We start from the raw sequence: 14931 nt of genomic DNA, 5'->3' as shown, positions 1-14931 counted from the left end.
CTTTATTTATCTATTTATTTTACATATAATATAAGTAAAATAAATAGATGGAGGTATTGGGTATGGCAACACATATTTTGCAAAGCCTTGTTCCAATTTCACAGTTTAATAAAGGTCAAGCTGCTAAGATATTTGATAGACTTCATTCTGAAAAAGAATTAGTTGTTTTAAAAAACAATCAACCATCAGCAATCATATTATCACCAGATGAGTATACACGCTTAACAGAGATAGTAGAAGATTATTATCTCTTATTAGAAACTAATAAACGTATGGAGACTAACGAGAAAACTTCAACTTTTAATTCTGTTATGAAAGAATTAGAAATTAGTGAATCTGAACTTTTGAATGCGGAGGATGTAGACATCGAATGACATGGAATATTGAAAAGTCGGTTGACAATGCCTGATTTGGTGTTAAATTATAAGTAATGAAAAGCTTTAGTGCTTTTGCGGCGATAGAGAGGAGCTACCCGTCCCGACTTTGCGGGCAATAGAAATTCAAAGGTCGTCTCTGCCTATGGAATTATCATAGGACTGCTCCCAGAATTGCAATTCAAAAAAGAAAAGTTAAGCCTGAGCCTAACAGCCCAGGCGTTTTTCTTTTATGTAGCAGAAAAGCTCCGTTGGAGATACGAAAGGAAGATAGTGGTGCAGTCACTCGTTGATATATTTCAAAACACAAAAGACAACATCTAAGCCAATGGTTTAGGTGTTTTTTGCTTATATAATAACTTCATGTATATCTTATTGAGTTTAGATGAATTTGAACACGACAAGAAAAGATACAGTAGATATTGGATCATAAAAACTGGAATAAATTTGAATATTAATACAAAAATGGCAATAATTCAAAACAATCATCAGATGTACGACTTCTCAAACATTCCGATTGCGATTACGACATAATCATAGTATAATAATCCTATCGATGCAATTGAGTAATAGTGATACCAATACGGAGGAAATGATATGTCAGATAAACGGGCTAAGATTAACTATAAACCATTGTGGAAGATGCTGATAGACAAGGATATGACGAAATCTGAACTTAGAAAAGTCACATCAATATCAAGAAGCACAATGGCAAAAATGGTAAATAATGAATACGTTGCCATGAATGTGCTTGTAAGAATATGCATAGCATTAAATTGTAGCATTGATAACATTGTTGAGATTGAGAGAAAAACGGAGGAAGAATGAGATGGCAGAATTAGAGAACAGTAAAGACTTAATAAGTGTACTATGGAGCGGAGCGGACATACTTCGTTCAAAGATGGACGCTAATGAATATAAGGACTATTTACTAGGAATAGTATTCTACAAATACTTATCAGATTCTTTTCTAATAAAAGTATATGATCTGTTATTTGATGAAAAACCGGAGACATTAAAGATAGCATTAGATGCATATAAAGAAGCATTACAGGACGAAAGTGCAGAGGAACTCAAAGAAGAATTACAGAGTAGTTGCCATTATGTAATAGAACCAGAGTATACTTATACATGCTTTGCAGAAGCAGCACGCAACAATTCATTCAGTCGAGAGAATCTAAAGAAAGCATTCAATAATATAGAACAAAGCGATCCACTATTTGTAGATCTTTTTACAGACATTGATCTATATTCTAACAGACTTGGTACAGGCGATCAGAAACAGAGTGATACTATATCAAGCCTTATAAAAGAAATAGATAAAGCTGATCTGCTAAATTCAGATGCAGATGTACTTGGTAATGCATACGAATACTTAATCGGTCAATTTGCTTCTGAGACAGGTAAAAAAGCAGGAGAATTCTATACACCACAAGCTGTATCAAAGATATTAACTAAGATAGCAATAGCAGGACAGGAGACTAAAATAGGATTATCAGTATACGATCCATGTATGGGATCAGGTTCATTACTTCTTAATGCCAAAAAATATGCAACATCACCTGAGAATATCAGATACTATGGACAGGAATTAATGACTTCAACATATAATCTTGCCCGTATGAATATGTTCCTACATGGAATAAGTCCTGATTGCCAAAAACTTCGTAATGGCGATACACTCGATGGAGACTGGCCAACAGGAGAAGATACTGACTTCAATATGGTACTTATGAATCCACCATATTCAGCAAAATGGAGTGCTGCAGCCGGTTTCTTACAGGACGAACGTTTTAGTGACTATGGAGTATTAGCACCAAAATCCAAAGCTGATTATGCATTTCTTCTTCATGGACTGTATCATCTTAAGAACAACGGAACAATGGCAATCGTATTACCACATGGAGTATTATTCAGAGGAGCTGCAGAAGGTAAGATTAGAGAAAAATTACTTCGCTCCGGTAATATCTATGCTGTTATCGGACTTCCTGCAAACTTATTCTATAATACATCAATCCCAACATGTATCCTTGTACTTAAGAAACATAGAGATGGCAGAGATGTGTTATTCATTGATGCATCACAGAAATTTGAAAAAGGTAAAAAGCAAAATGCAATGACAGATGAACATATAGATTCTGTTCTTGAATTGTATACTAAACGTGAAACAGTAGAAAAAGAAGCTTATCTTGCAAGCTTTGAAGATATAGAGAAAAATGATTTTAATCTGAATATTCCAAGATACGTTGATAACTTTGAACAGGAAGAAGAGATAGATATTAACGCACTTTTAACAGATATGCAGAACACAGATACAGAGATAGCCAAGACACAGAGTGAACTAGTATCACTTCTAAAAGATCTGACATCAGATGATGAGAACATAGTAGCATCATTAAATAGCTTTATAAAGATGATTGAGGGGTGAAAAAATGAAAAAGCCAAAGATTAGATTTAATGGGTATACTGAAGATTGGGAACAGCGTAAGTTAGAAGATGTTATGGATACAGTGACAGACTATGTAGCTGCGGGTTCATTTGAAGATATTAGAAATAATGTTACTTATCTTAATGAACCAGGATATGCACAACTGGTAAGAACAGTAGATTTAAAAAAGAAATTTACTAATAACGATTCTGTTTATGTTGACGAAAGTGCATTTAAGTATTTGTGGAGAGTTAATTTAAACGATGAGTGTATTGTTCTACCTAATATTGGTGCAAACATAGGTGAAGTCTATTTTTTAGAGCCTTCCGGTTTACCTTATGATAATAATGTTTTGGGTCCAAATGCTATTTTATTGAAGGCAAATGAAGATACTTATTTTGCTTTTACCACACTTAATAATCTGACCTTCCAAAAACAATTATTTGAAAATGTAGGTTCAAGTGGACAACCAAAGTTTAATAAAACAGAGTTGAAATCAATACAATTATATATGCCACAAAATGAGGAACAGATAAAAATCGGGCAGTATTTTAGAAACCTCGACCACCTCATCACTCTTCACCAGTGTAAGTATACATTTTTTAGAGAGGTGAATGTTTCTACTTGGGAACAGCGTAAGTTGGGAGATGTTGCGGAATTCAGCAAAGGAAGTGGATATTCCAAAGGTGATTTGATTGAGTTTGGAATGCCGATTATTCTGTACGGAAGATTATATACGAAATATGAAACTAGCATTTCGGATGTTGACACTTTTGTGGAAGCAAAAGATGGTTCTGTATATAGCAAAGGTGGAGAAGTTATTGTGCCTGCGTCAGGTGAAACAGCAGAAGATATTGCAAGAGCTGCAACTGTTGATAAATCAGGAATTTTGCTTGGTGGAGATTTGAATGTTGTGATGCCAAACGAAGACATTAATTCTGCGTTTTTAGCTATTTCGATATCTAATGGAAATTCACAACGAGAACTAGCAAAAAAAGCACAGGGAAAATCAGTTGTTCATATCCATAATGAGGAGATACGAAATCTAGTTGTGCCATTTCCGACAAAGATGGAGCAAAGCAAAATAGTGACTTATTTTTCCACCCTCGACCACCTCATCACTCTTCACCATCATAAGCTCCACCCCGCCCACATTGCATTTATATACACATAAAAGAATTTTTTAACAGAAAGGACGACAGATACATGCCAGAATTAGAACAAATGATAGAGAACAAATTAATAGAGCAACTAGTTTATGGAGATTCTCAATGGACATACAGAGAAGATTTAAAGACAGAGGAAGATCTATGGGCTAATTTTAGATATATCCTTGAACAGAATAACAAAGACAGATTAAATGGAGAACCTTTATCAGATAGTGAATTTGAACAGGTTAAGAACCAGTTACAGTTTTCTTCATTTTATAAGGCTGGTGAATGGCTTGTAGGTGAGAATGGTAAAGTACAGGTTCATGTGCAGAGAGATACAGAGAAGATTCACCTTGTTGTAATGAATCATGAGCATATCGCAGGTGGAAGTAGTGTATATGAAGTAATCAATCAATATAGTGCACTCAAATCCGATGATGATGACAAGAATAATGTTAGAAATAGAAGATTTGATGTTACACTTTTAATCAACGGACTTCCAATGATTCATATTGAACTTAAGAATAAAAAACATTCCTATATGGATGCTTTTAGGCAGATTAAAAAATATATTGGTGAAGGTAAGTTTACCGGAATATTCTCTGCTGTTCAGATGTTCGTAATTAGTAATGGAGTTGATACAAGATATTTTTCCGCTGCAAGTGATACAGAACTTAATCCAAAGTTTATGAGTTGTTGGTTAGATAAGGATAATAATCCGGTTACAGATTATCTTGAATTTGCCAAGAATGTTCTTCGCATTCCTGAAGCGCATGAGATGATAGCAAGATATACTGTACTTGATAAGAATGCTAAGAGACTTATATTACTTCGTCCATATCAGATACATGCAATTGAAGCAATCAGAGATGCGTCTAAGACTGGCAGATCAGGTTTTGTATGGCATACAACAGGTTCAGGTAAGACATTGACTTCTTATAAAGCTACTAGAAACCTATTAATGGATATTCCATCTATTGATAAGACAATCTTTTTGATAGATAGAAAAGATCTTGATACTCAGACAACTATGGCTTTTCAGGCTTATGCTAATAATGATGTTATCACAGTAGATGAGACTAATAACGTTAATGAACTAAGAGACAGATTAAAATCACTCGACAGAACTGTTATCGTAACTACTATTCAGAAATTACAGCGATTAATAGATAATCGATTAGTAGAAGGAACACCTGAATATAACAGGATTAAGAATCTTAAGATAGGATTTATAGTTGATGAATGTCACAGAGCAGTAACACCGGCGACTAAGAGAGAATTAGAGCAATTTTTTAACAATTCACTATGGTTTGGATTCACAGGAACACCAAGATTTTCCGAGAATCCTTATGCCCAACTTGGTGATCTTCCACGTACAACAGAAGAATTATATGGTAATCTGCTTCACAAATACACTATTCAGAATGCTATTCATGATAAAGCTGTATTAGGATTTCAGGTCGAACATAATGGTCCTAAAGATGTTGAGGACGAGACAGATACCAGCATATATGAGAGCGAATCGCATATGTTAAAGGTACTTGATATTATTCTTAATAAGTCATATAACAAACTTGGTTTTCAGAATGGTAAGGGAATGACTTATGAAGGACTTCTTACGACAAGTTCTATTCAGATGGCGCAGAGATATTATGAATTATTGAAAAAAGTAAAGAATGGCGAGACTTCTCTTAAGATTGATGAGAAGATTAAAAAAGTTCTTCCGGATTTTCCAAAGTTTGCTATTACATATTCTGTAGCAGAGAATAGCGAAGGTGGGCAAGTTAATAAAGAGAAGATGGAAGAGTCTCTTAATGACTATAATAGTATGTTTGATAAGAATTATGATATGTCAAGAATTCAGACATATAATGATAATCTTAATAAGCGACTTGCAAGAAAAGATCCTATGTATAAGAGCCGACACGAACAGCTTGACCTTGTTATTGTAGTTGACAGATTATTAACAGGTTTTGATGCACCTTGTATGTCTACGATATTTATTGACAGACAGCCTATGGGACCACATGATCTTATTCAGGCATTTTCAAGAACCAATCGTATATTTGACACAGCCAAAACAGAGGGACAAGTAGTAACATTTCAAGCACCTATGTTATTTAAACAAAGTGTTGATAATGCAATAAAATTATATTCAGCAGGTGGTACGAATAGTTCTATTGTATCTGAATGGGATGCGATAGAAGAGGAATTCCGTAGAGCACTTGCAGCTTTGCGAGGAATAGCTAATACACCAGATGTTATTAAGCAGATGTCTCTTTCTGAGAAAAAAGTTTTTGTTAAGACATTCCAGCATTTTGACAGACTGTTCTCACAGCTTAAGTCTTTTACACGTTATGATGAGAGTATGTTAGCTGATTATAATATCACAGAAGAAGAATATGACAATTATGCCGGTCATTATCTTAATGTAATGGAAGAAATTCGAGATGAAAATCCTAGTGGAGATGGTGATTCAGAGTCAACAGATAATGGAGCTATTGATCCGGAATATGAACTTATGGCTTATAGTAATATCAAGATTGACTATGAGTATATAATTAATCTCATTCAGAATATTGTTACACCTGATGATGAGGAAGAGGAGATTACTCCACAAGAGCGAGAGCGTAGAATGTATGAAGTTAAGCAATATATTGATGAACTTCGTAAGGATAATCCAAAAGTAGCTGATATTATGACTGAACTTATTAATAACATTGAATCTGACAGTAATGTATATAAAGGTCAGTCAATCCTTAATATTGTTGAGAATATGAAGAATGAGAGTATTGAAAAAGTCATTACTGATTTTTGTATTAACTGGTATGCATCAAAAGATGATGTAATGTATGCAGCGACACATTATAGAAATGGTGAGATTCCTAACGAAAGTGCGATAAAATCTAATGTTGATTATACAACTTATAAGACACAGCAGGAAAAAGCACTTCCAAAATTCAAATATTATAAGATATTGATGGAAGAGTTAAAAAAGACTCTTGAAGAAGAGGTTAAGCCTTTGATTATAAGATAAATGACCATTACAATATTTATGACTAAGTCTTTGATTGTAAAATAAATGTCCGTTACAATATATGAACCTCAGCGTAAGAATTATAGGATTTGGAGGTTTGTATATGTATAATAATATAGATGATACTTTGTTATTTAGTGAGTATTACAGACAATGGGTTGATGTGTATAAAAAAGGTGCTATAAGAGATGCTACAATGTCTAAGTACCTTATGACACAGCGATGGCTTGAGAGACTTGCACCTGAGTTAAAAATTTCACAATTAACCCGAACATCATATCAGCAGTTATTAAATGATTATGCCAAGGAGCATGAAAGGCAGACAACACTTGATTTTCATCATCAGCTAAAAGGAGCAATTCTTGATGCTGTTGATGAAGGTCTGTTAGAACGTGATCCCACAAGAAAAGCTATTATAAAAGGAAAGACACCAAGAGCTAAGAAGATTAAGTACCTTAATCAATTTGAACTTCATACATTAATTGCGCATCTTGAGCTTTGCGAAGAGCCTAGTTGGGATTGGTTTATATTATTAGTAGCAAAGACTGGAATGAGATTCTCAGAAGCACTAGCCATAACACCGGGAGATTTTGATTTTGCAAGGCAGACGTTATCCATCAGTAAGACATGGGATTATAAAGGTGAAGGTGGTTTCTTACCAACCAAAAACAAGTCTTCAGTGCGCAAGATTCAGATTGATTGGCAGATTGTAGTCAAATTCTCTGAACTTATAAAAGGAATGCCTGAGGATAAGCCAATCTTTGTTAATGATAAAAAGATATACAATTCAACTGTTAATGATGTACTTACAAGACATTGCAAAGCCTGTGGAATATCTGAGATATCAATCCATGGACTCCGTCATACACATGCATCTTTATTATTATTTGCAGGAGTATCAATTGCAAGCGTAGCACGCAGACTAGGTCATGCAAGTATGACAACAACCCAAAAGACATATCTGCATATCATTCAGGAACTTGAGAATAAAGATGTGGATTTGGTTATGAGAACATTATCAGGATTGTAATATAAAAAGTTTTAAGTTCTTACGCTGAGAATTTTAAAATCAAGAATAAGCCGTACCAATGATGATTGATGTAAATCCAACATTACAGGAAATTTATGGAACATATAAGTGTAAGATTGACATGAGAGTACTGATATCATATAATAAAAGTACGAAAAAGCATACGATTTTTTGCATGAAACGAGGTGTTAAAAATGTTGGCAGTAAAGAGTATGGATGTAAGAGAAAATTTTAAATCATTATGCGATAAGGTTTTTAAGGGAGAAACATTAATTATTTCAAGACCTAAAAACGAAAACATAATTATGATGTCTGAACGTGAATACAATGAGATTATGAAAGCCAAAAGAAATGCTGATTATCTTGCTATGCTAGACAAATCTATGGCTGAAGCTGAGGCAGGTGGTTTTGTTAGTAAGACTATTGGAGAATTGGAGGCTTATGAAAAATAATTCTATATTAGAAACCTGGTGCATTAAATTGGCATCAGGTTTTTGATATTATGACGTTTTCCACTTCAAATAGTTCTATCTATTCGTAAAACAAGGATTTAGCGAACAGATGTATATAACACTAAACACCCCTACTCCATCGTCAAATCATCCAATTTAGCTTAACATAAAAATAAGAGAATCTATACGATTCCCTTATTTTTTCTATATTTATTAGGTGAGACACCTTTAACTTTTCTGAATGCATCACCAAAGTAATTGCTGTCATTAAAGCCGCATTTTTCGGCTATTTCAGTTATCGAATTATCTGTATCAAGTAATAGATCACATGCTTTTTTAAGACGCACACTAGTTATATATTCTTTATAGCCAAATCCAGTCACAGCCTTGAATTTTCTTGAAAAATATGACTTACTAAGGTTAAACTTCTTAGCAATATCGTCAAGGCTTATATCCTTATTATAATTATAATATATGTATTTTACGGCTTCTGATATTATCTCATCGCTTTCATTGGAGGTATCTACAATGTCAGAACAATCATTTTTGCTACAACGTATCAAGAATGCAATCAGTTCGTTAAAATAAGTTTTTACCAGAAATTTTGATAATTCATCAATCTTCTTATGTTCATCAATCATTTTTTGAAGAAGATTTTTTACATATTCATATCTGCCAGCTGGAATATTTATTATATGATTTGAAAAAAAACTTAAAAAATCTTTTTTACCATATATCTCAAAAAATGGTTCAAGATATTTTTCTACAAAACATATATTAACAAGTTCTATTGCACAAGGGTTATGTTCTGCCGGATATCCTTTGTGTATCTCGCCTGTTGATATGAATACAGCATTACCTTTATTAAAGAAGTATATCGAGTGATCTATCGTCATATTACGACATCCAGATACTAAGAATCCAATCTCATAATATGGATGATAATGATACTTTTGTGTATTATAATTAGAATCTCTGTGAACTCTTTCTATATAAAAATCTTTTGTTTTGTCATACTTATTATAATTCATTTTACTGCTATCCTTTTTATATTGATTATTTATAGTTATCATCAAATGCTGATACAAAAGTTAAGATTAAACTCAATAATCAACACCTTTTTCTTTCGGTAATACATTCTGAGTAAAAAACTCTAAGTAAAAACTCTGAGTAAAAAAACTTTAAATAAAAAATTATACTATCTGATTATATTATTCATTATTATTTCTTGATATTGCATCAATTTTTTTGTTAATAAAATCAATAGCTGCTTCTCTTCCACTGCTGTCAAATGAAAATTCGGCATATTCTTTAAGTTCTTCACTTGTAGCCTTATATCCCAATGGTTCAGGCCAGATACATACTTTTAGAAGATCGTCTTCTTTGTATAACATATATCTAATACCATCAGCACTGCCATATAGATTTTCTTTTTTTACATAATTCATTGATATATTCTCTACATCAAGCATACCATCCACCCTCTATTTATATTTTTACTAAACATTATATATCATGATTTTTATAATTTCAATATTTTAATATTATATTTTGATAGTATATTTTGACCTATATTTTGATATTAAAATAAAACCGTTCGCAACAATTCCTGCAAACGGTTTTATAGCTTATTTAATTATTAAAAATCAAGTTTTCCTGCATAATCATTATTAACTACATAGTAGATAGCATTCTCAGCTGGCTTTAAGTATACAGAGATATTCTTGATATCGCTCTCTTTACGACCAAGTTCTGATGTCCATACGAATTTGATCCAATCATATATAGCATCTTCGTTAATCTCTCTTCCAGGTACCTGATAACATATATTAGTCTCAATTGCAGCTTTTTTAGCTTTTTTAGGTGCTGTTGTTGTAGCTTTGCTATCATTTGTAGTTTTTGTAGTCTCTGCTTTTCTAGGACGACCACGTCTTTTAGCTGGTTTATCTTCTGCTTCAGAAAGTTTAGCATTTTTTAAAGCTCTTGCTCTTCCTTTTACAGATGTTGTATCTAGTTCTTTTGGTTTGTTCTTACTGCCAGGTTTTCTTCCACGTTTTTTAGGTGCTTCTACTTGATTAACATCAGTTGTCTGTGCCACATTCTCAGTTTCTGCTGATACATTCTCTTTTGTTGCAATCGCTTTTTCAGTCTCGACAACAGTTTCTGTATTATGTACTTCTGTCAATGTCTGTGATATGCTCTCAGGCTTTTTATCATCAGTTTTTAATTCAGCTGTATTATTCCCGCTATCAGCTGTCTTATTAGTTGTTCCTGTAAGTACATCGTTAAGTTCTAACTGTCCCACTGTTGGTGTAGTTGTTACATTTTTCTTGTTTCTTCTACTATTTGTTCTTGGTCTTGCCATTTACATTCCCTCCTACGATATTTATCTTCTAAATAATAACTCTAAAATCAATTAATTGCAAGATTATTTTTTAAATTAATTATTTTTTCTATTTTAAAAATATCATTTGACATAATATTATTTTGAACATACAATAAAATATATAAAATGTATTTAAATAATATTTTCAATTAACTATTATATTACAAAAAACTATAGGAGGACTAATATGGCTGATTTAACATACCATGAATCGCAGAATATTAAATATATACAAAAATTAAGAGAACTAATGAATGAGTTACCTTCTTTTACAGAATTATATTTTAGAGGAATTGAACATAAGAATGCACCAAGAACAAGAATTGCTTATGCTATGGATCTTAAGACTTTTTTTGAATTTATGAAGGAGAGTAATCCATCTATAACATGTGATATTAAAGATATTCCTATTGATATTCTTAATAAGATTACAACTCAGGATATCGAAGAATATCTTGAACATATTAAATTATATAAAAAAGATGATAAACAGATGATTAATAACGAAAGAGCGATTAAGAGAAAATTGTGTGCGCTTCGTTCTTTTTATGGATATTTTCATAAGAATAAGATGATTGATGTAAATCCAACATTACAGGTTGATATGCCAAAGCTTCATGAGAAAGCTATTGTGCGTCTTGATAATGATGAAGTGTCTGATTTGCTTAATACAGTAGAATCCGGTGAAGGACTTACGAAAAAACAGCTTGATTTTCATAAGAAGACCAAACAGCGTGATCTTGCATTACTCACACTTCTACTTGGAACAGGTATCCGAGTATCGGAATGTGTTGGACTTGATATTAATGATGTTGATATGAAAAATGAACGAATTAAAGTTGTTAGAAAAGGTGGATATGAATCTTATGTATACTTTGGCGATGAAGTATCTACGGAGCTTGAACTTTATCTTGAAGAAAGACGTAATATAGAGGCATTAGAAGGAAGTGAAAATGCACTTTTTCTCTCTATTACCAAAGCACGTCTTGGCGTAAGAGCTGTTGAAAAGCTTGTTAAGAAGTATTCTTCACTTGTGATAAGTCTTAAGAAGATAACTCCACATAAGTTAAGAAGTACTTATGGTACAAGTCTGTATAAGGAGACTGGCGATATCTATCTTGTAGCAGATGTTCTTGGACATAAAGATGTTAATACAACCAAGAAACATTATGCAGCAATTGAGGATGAACATAGAAGAAAAGCACGTAATATTGTTAAACTAAGAAATAGTTATTCTTCCGAGAATGATATTGTTAGGCATGTTGAGCTTAATAATATAAATATTGATAATGTTAATATTAATAATGCTAATAATACTAATGCTAATAATACTAATGCTAATAATACTAACGTTAATAACACTAATACTAATAATACTAATACTAATTAATACTAATGCTGCTTTTTTCTCCATATATCTGCCACATTTACTATAGTTAATTCCGAGTAGTTATTGGACGAAGGACACCCTTGGCTTGGCTGTATCATTCTCACTACCAGGCGAATTTGGGACTTTAACCCATTAGAAACGTGCTCCGCTAGGCACACATATACAACAAAAAAGCTGGCAATTTTTTAGTTTGCCAGCTTTTTTTCTTCGTCTTGTGATTATCCATCTTCAAATCTAAGGCCTTACGAGTTCTTCAGTTACAATAGATTCATTACCATAAAAGTCTGTACAGCTATAAGTAATGTGATATACTGACTTCTTGATTTTTTTGATAGTAATGATTACTCCATCTGAGTCAATTCCGTTCTCTTCTATTACGTCAAGCACACGACTTCTTGCATATGCTTCGTCTACAACTTCAATATCTTCAGGAATATTCTTATCTTCATTCAATATAATCTGTGGTGCAACTGTATCTACGAAGATGCTTTGAGAATATTCTGTTGTATTACCTGCTATGTCTGTTATTGTATATGATATGTCATTAAATCCTTCATGTATTGGTTCGTATGTAAGTATAATATCTGAAGAATCCATCTCAATATCTGCGTCTGTTACTGTCATTCCTTCTCTTAAGAAATCATCAGTAACTTCACCTGTTAATGATGTTACAAGCTTGTTAACAGGATATGATGTTATTACCGGAGCAATTGTATCAATTACTGTAACTTCACTTATATAGGATATATTATTGCCTGTTCCATCAGAAGCTGTGTATACAAGCTCATATGTTCCAGGAGTATACAGATCAACATTGCCATTAATTGATATACATTCTGATACATCATTACCATATATGTCCATAGCTTTGACTCCATCCATTACATTGAATGTGAGATCTCCACGTTCAACAGTACGATCGCTAACACCTGTAAGTGATGCAACATAATGTTTCCAAGGATTATTCTCATCTGGATCTGTAGGATCCCATCCACATCCAAGATTAATCTTCATTGCAGATGGTTTGCCAAGTGGTCCTGGATGTTCGGCATCATCATAGATATCAACAGTTGTTCCGGCAGGACAATTATCATATATCCATTTTTCGTCTTCAACTTTAAGTCTTATACATCCAAGTGATGCTTTCTCACCAAGTTTGTTATATTCTTCATATTCGATATCATTTTTGTTAGGTGTATAGTATGGAACTGAATGGAACATAATTGAACCATGTATTCTAATCGCATATTGTCCAAATACATCTCCTTCAAGCATTCTCCATGTATACATATCACTTGTCGTATATATGCCAAGTGGTGTTGCTTCACCAGTAGAGCATATCATTGCTCTTAAAGGTACAGAGTAAAATCCTGAATCATCAAGACCATAAATTGTTACACAATTTGCCGCTCTGTTAACACGAATATAGTAATCATATCCGTCCACTTTTTCTTGATATGCAAATGAATAATCATATTCATCATTAGCACCAAGATTAAGTGTATCTTTTTCTATTGTCTCACCAAGTACACCTGTTGAATCTCGGTCAGTATATATATTGTTATCTGACAATTCACTATTAGATGTATCTGATGATAACGCTGTCGTTAGTTCATCATCTGTAACGGCAATATAGTTATTATTATTCTTAATAAAAAAGTCTTTCACACATATACCAATAGATGCTGTAGCTACTGCTGATAATGTTGCCATAACAACAAGTACAGATTTTTTTATGGTTATCTTATTGTGTTTTTTCATCGGGTGCTATTAATATCTTCCAGATATTAATCTCCTTTCTAAATTAGTCTGAAACACTTTTAAACTCAAATTAAAAACTAAACTATATATGAAATTTATTATTAGACGCATTCTTTTTTGTCTTTATGTAGTTCTCTATTATCTCTACTGCGCCTTCGACACCGACTTTTGCACTATTAATGCATAAGTCATATCCTTTTGCCTCTCCCCATTTTTTATTGGAGTAGTAATTATAATAATTAGCTCGTTTCTTATCAGTTTTTAAAATTACATCACGGGCTTTATCTTCAGTTAATGAGTATATTCGCATAATTCTCTGAATTCTTGCTTCTATATCAGCTGAGATAAATATGCTTATTTCATTTGGAAACTCTTCAAGTGCATAATCTGCGCAACGTCCTACAATAACGCATGATTCTTCACTTGCTAGTTTTTTAATTGCATCAAACTGTGCCAGGAATACCTTATGATTTAAAGGCATATCATTAAATACTGATGTTGAATATCCCATTGAATATGTATCCATAACAAGTGAATATAAGAAACTATTAGTTGGTTTCTCATCATGATTTTCAAATATCTCCTGACACATACCGCTTTCTTTTGCTGCTTTTGCAAGTAATTCCTTATCGTAACATTTTATACCAAGTCTGTCAGCTAATACTGTTCCGATCTCTTTACCTGCACTGCCATATTCACGGCCAATTGTAATGATTAAATTTCCATTCATACCTTATGTCCCCCTTTAGTATTGGATATAAACATATTATAACCTAAATTTATACATATTTCTAGCTAATTTTCAAAAAAATACAGCTTTTTTAGAAAAAATCACTAAATAATATGTGATAAAAGTACTAAATTGTTGCTCCGATAACAGACCTTTTGTCATTTCTATCTAAAATAACTTTAAACATAAGGT

General features: G+C 32.7%; 13 protein-coding genes. 8 read left to right on the top strand and 5 right to left on the bottom strand.

Features of this window, described 5'->3' with window-relative positions:
• The first annotated feature begins 62 nt into the window (after positions 1-62).
• From KQI85_RS07865 to KQI85_RS07835, 7 genes are all read left to right on the top strand, one after another.
• Positions 63-374 carry a type II toxin-antitoxin system Phd/YefM family antitoxin gene (locus tag KQI85_RS07865; protein ID WP_253293791.1) on the top strand — a complete coding sequence of 104 codons (312 nt, stop codon included), beginning with the start codon at positions 63-65 and terminating at the stop codon, positions 372-374.
• A 597-nt stretch (positions 375-971) separates the two neighbouring features.
• On the top strand, positions 972-1202 hold the full coding sequence (locus KQI85_RS07860) for a helix-turn-helix transcriptional regulator (protein WP_216575541.1): 231 nt from the start codon (positions 972-974) through the stop codon (positions 1200-1202).
• Between the two features lies 1 nt (position 1203).
• Positions 1204-2802, top strand: coding sequence for a type I restriction-modification system subunit M (locus KQI85_RS07855; protein WP_216575540.1), 1599 nt, complete (start codon positions 1204-1206; stop codon positions 2800-2802).
• Positions 2803-2806: 4 nt separating this feature from the next.
• Positions 2807-3976: a restriction endonuclease subunit S gene (locus tag KQI85_RS16540; protein ID WP_253293790.1), complete on the top strand. Its 1170-nt coding sequence runs from the start codon at positions 2807-2809 to the stop codon at positions 3974-3976.
• Positions 3977-4008: 32 nt separating this feature from the next.
• Positions 4009-6990: a type I restriction endonuclease subunit R gene (locus tag KQI85_RS07845; protein WP_216575539.1), complete on the top strand. Its 2982-nt coding sequence runs from the start codon at positions 4009-4011 to the stop codon at positions 6988-6990.
• Positions 6991-7093: 103 nt separating this feature from the next.
• Positions 7094-8020 (top strand): site-specific integrase, encoded by a 927-nt coding sequence (locus KQI85_RS07840; RefSeq protein WP_216575538.1) that lies wholly within the window; start codon positions 7094-7096, stop codon positions 8018-8020.
• A gap of 194 nt (positions 8021-8214) precedes the next feature.
• Positions 8215-8472, top strand: coding sequence for a type II toxin-antitoxin system Phd/YefM family antitoxin (locus tag KQI85_RS07835; RefSeq protein WP_216575537.1), 258 nt, complete (start codon positions 8215-8217; stop codon positions 8470-8472).
• 182 nt (positions 8473-8654) lie between these two features.
• Here the strand turns inward: KQI85_RS07835 and KQI85_RS07830 are convergent, their stop codons facing one another.
• The 3 genes from KQI85_RS07830 to KQI85_RS07820 form a co-directional block, all read right to left on the bottom strand.
• Positions 8655-9503 (bottom strand): AraC family transcriptional regulator, encoded by an 849-nt coding sequence (locus KQI85_RS07830; RefSeq protein ID WP_216575536.1) that lies wholly within the window; start codon positions 9501-9503, stop codon positions 8655-8657.
• A 180-nt stretch (positions 9504-9683) separates the two neighbouring features.
• A complete protein-coding gene (locus KQI85_RS07825; protein ID WP_216575535.1) occupies positions 9684-9944 on the bottom strand; it encodes a hypothetical protein in 261 nt (86 codons plus the stop codon).
• A 167-nt stretch (positions 9945-10111) separates the two neighbouring features.
• Complete coding sequence (locus KQI85_RS07820) at positions 10112-10837, bottom strand: DUF6465 family protein (RefSeq protein ID WP_216575534.1); 726 nt, start codon at positions 10835-10837, stop codon at positions 10112-10114.
• A 208-nt stretch (positions 10838-11045) separates the two neighbouring features.
• On the opposite strand from KQI85_RS07820, the gene KQI85_RS07815 reads away from it, so the two are divergent.
• Positions 11046-12248 carry a tyrosine-type recombinase/integrase gene (locus KQI85_RS07815; protein WP_216575533.1) on the top strand — a complete coding sequence of 401 codons (1203 nt, stop codon included), beginning with the start codon at positions 11046-11048 and terminating at the stop codon, positions 12246-12248.
• A 234-nt stretch (positions 12249-12482) separates the two neighbouring features.
• On the opposite strand, the gene KQI85_RS07810 is transcribed toward KQI85_RS07815, so the two are convergent.
• Both KQI85_RS07810 and KQI85_RS07805 read right to left on the bottom strand, forming a co-directional pair.
• Positions 12483-14009 (bottom strand): L,D-transpeptidase family protein, encoded by a 1527-nt coding sequence (locus tag KQI85_RS07810; protein ID WP_216575532.1) that lies wholly within the window; start codon positions 14007-14009, stop codon positions 12483-12485.
• Between the two features lie 82 nt (positions 14010-14091).
• Entirely contained in the window at positions 14092-14739 is a 648-nt protein-coding gene (locus KQI85_RS07805; protein WP_216575531.1) for an AAA family ATPase, read from the bottom strand.
• Between the last annotated feature and the right edge of the window lie 192 nt (positions 14740-14931).

The sequence above is a fragment of the Falcatimonas sp. MSJ-15 genome (assembly GCF_018918265.1).
In the GTDB taxonomy this organism is placed as follows: Bacteria; Bacillota; Clostridia; order Lachnospirales; family Lachnospiraceae; genus Falcatimonas.
The sequence above is the reverse complement of the archived record's forward strand: the minus strand, read 5'-3'. Positions and strand labels throughout refer to the sequence as shown.

Bases quoted from the DNA above. Each gene is read 5' to 3' on its own strand.
- KQI85_RS07860 (WP_216575541.1), top strand. From the start codon at position 972: ATGTCAGATAAACGGGCTAAGATTAACTATAAACCATTGTGGAAGATG.
- KQI85_RS07840 (WP_216575538.1), top strand. From the start codon at position 7,094: ATGTATAATAATATAGATGATACTTTGTTATTTAGTGAGTATTACAGA.
- KQI85_RS07820 (WP_216575534.1), bottom strand. From the start codon at position 10,837: ATGGCAAGACCAAGAACAAATAGTAGAAGAAACAAGAAAAATGTAACA.
- KQI85_RS07805 (WP_216575531.1), bottom strand. From the start codon at position 14,739: ATGAATGGAAATTTAATCATTACAATTGGCCGTGAATATGGCAGTGCA.
- KQI85_RS07845 (WP_216575539.1), top strand. From the start codon at position 4,009: ATGCCAGAATTAGAACAAATGATAGAGAACAAATTAATAGAGCAACTA.
- KQI85_RS07810 (WP_216575532.1), bottom strand. From the start codon at position 14,009: ATGAAAAAACACAATAAGATAACCATAAAAAAATCTGTACTTGTTGTT.
- KQI85_RS07835 (WP_216575537.1), top strand. From the start codon at position 8,215: ATGTTGGCAGTAAAGAGTATGGATGTAAGAGAAAATTTTAAATCATTA.
- KQI85_RS07815 (WP_216575533.1), top strand. From the start codon at position 11,046: ATGGCTGATTTAACATACCATGAATCGCAGAATATTAAATATATACAA.
- KQI85_RS16540 (WP_253293790.1), top strand. From the start codon at position 2,807: ATGAAAAAGCCAAAGATTAGATTTAATGGGTATACTGAAGATTGGGAA.
- KQI85_RS07825 (WP_216575535.1), bottom strand. From the start codon at position 9,944: ATGCTTGATGTAGAGAATATATCAATGAATTATGTAAAAAAAGAAAAT.
- KQI85_RS07855 (WP_216575540.1), top strand. From the start codon at position 1,204: ATGGCAGAATTAGAGAACAGTAAAGACTTAATAAGTGTACTATGGAGC.
- KQI85_RS07865 (WP_253293791.1), top strand. From the start codon at position 63: ATGGCAACACATATTTTGCAAAGCCTTGTTCCAATTTCACAGTTTAAT.
- KQI85_RS07830 (WP_216575536.1), bottom strand. From the start codon at position 9,503: ATGAATTATAATAAGTATGACAAAACAAAAGATTTTTATATAGAAAGA.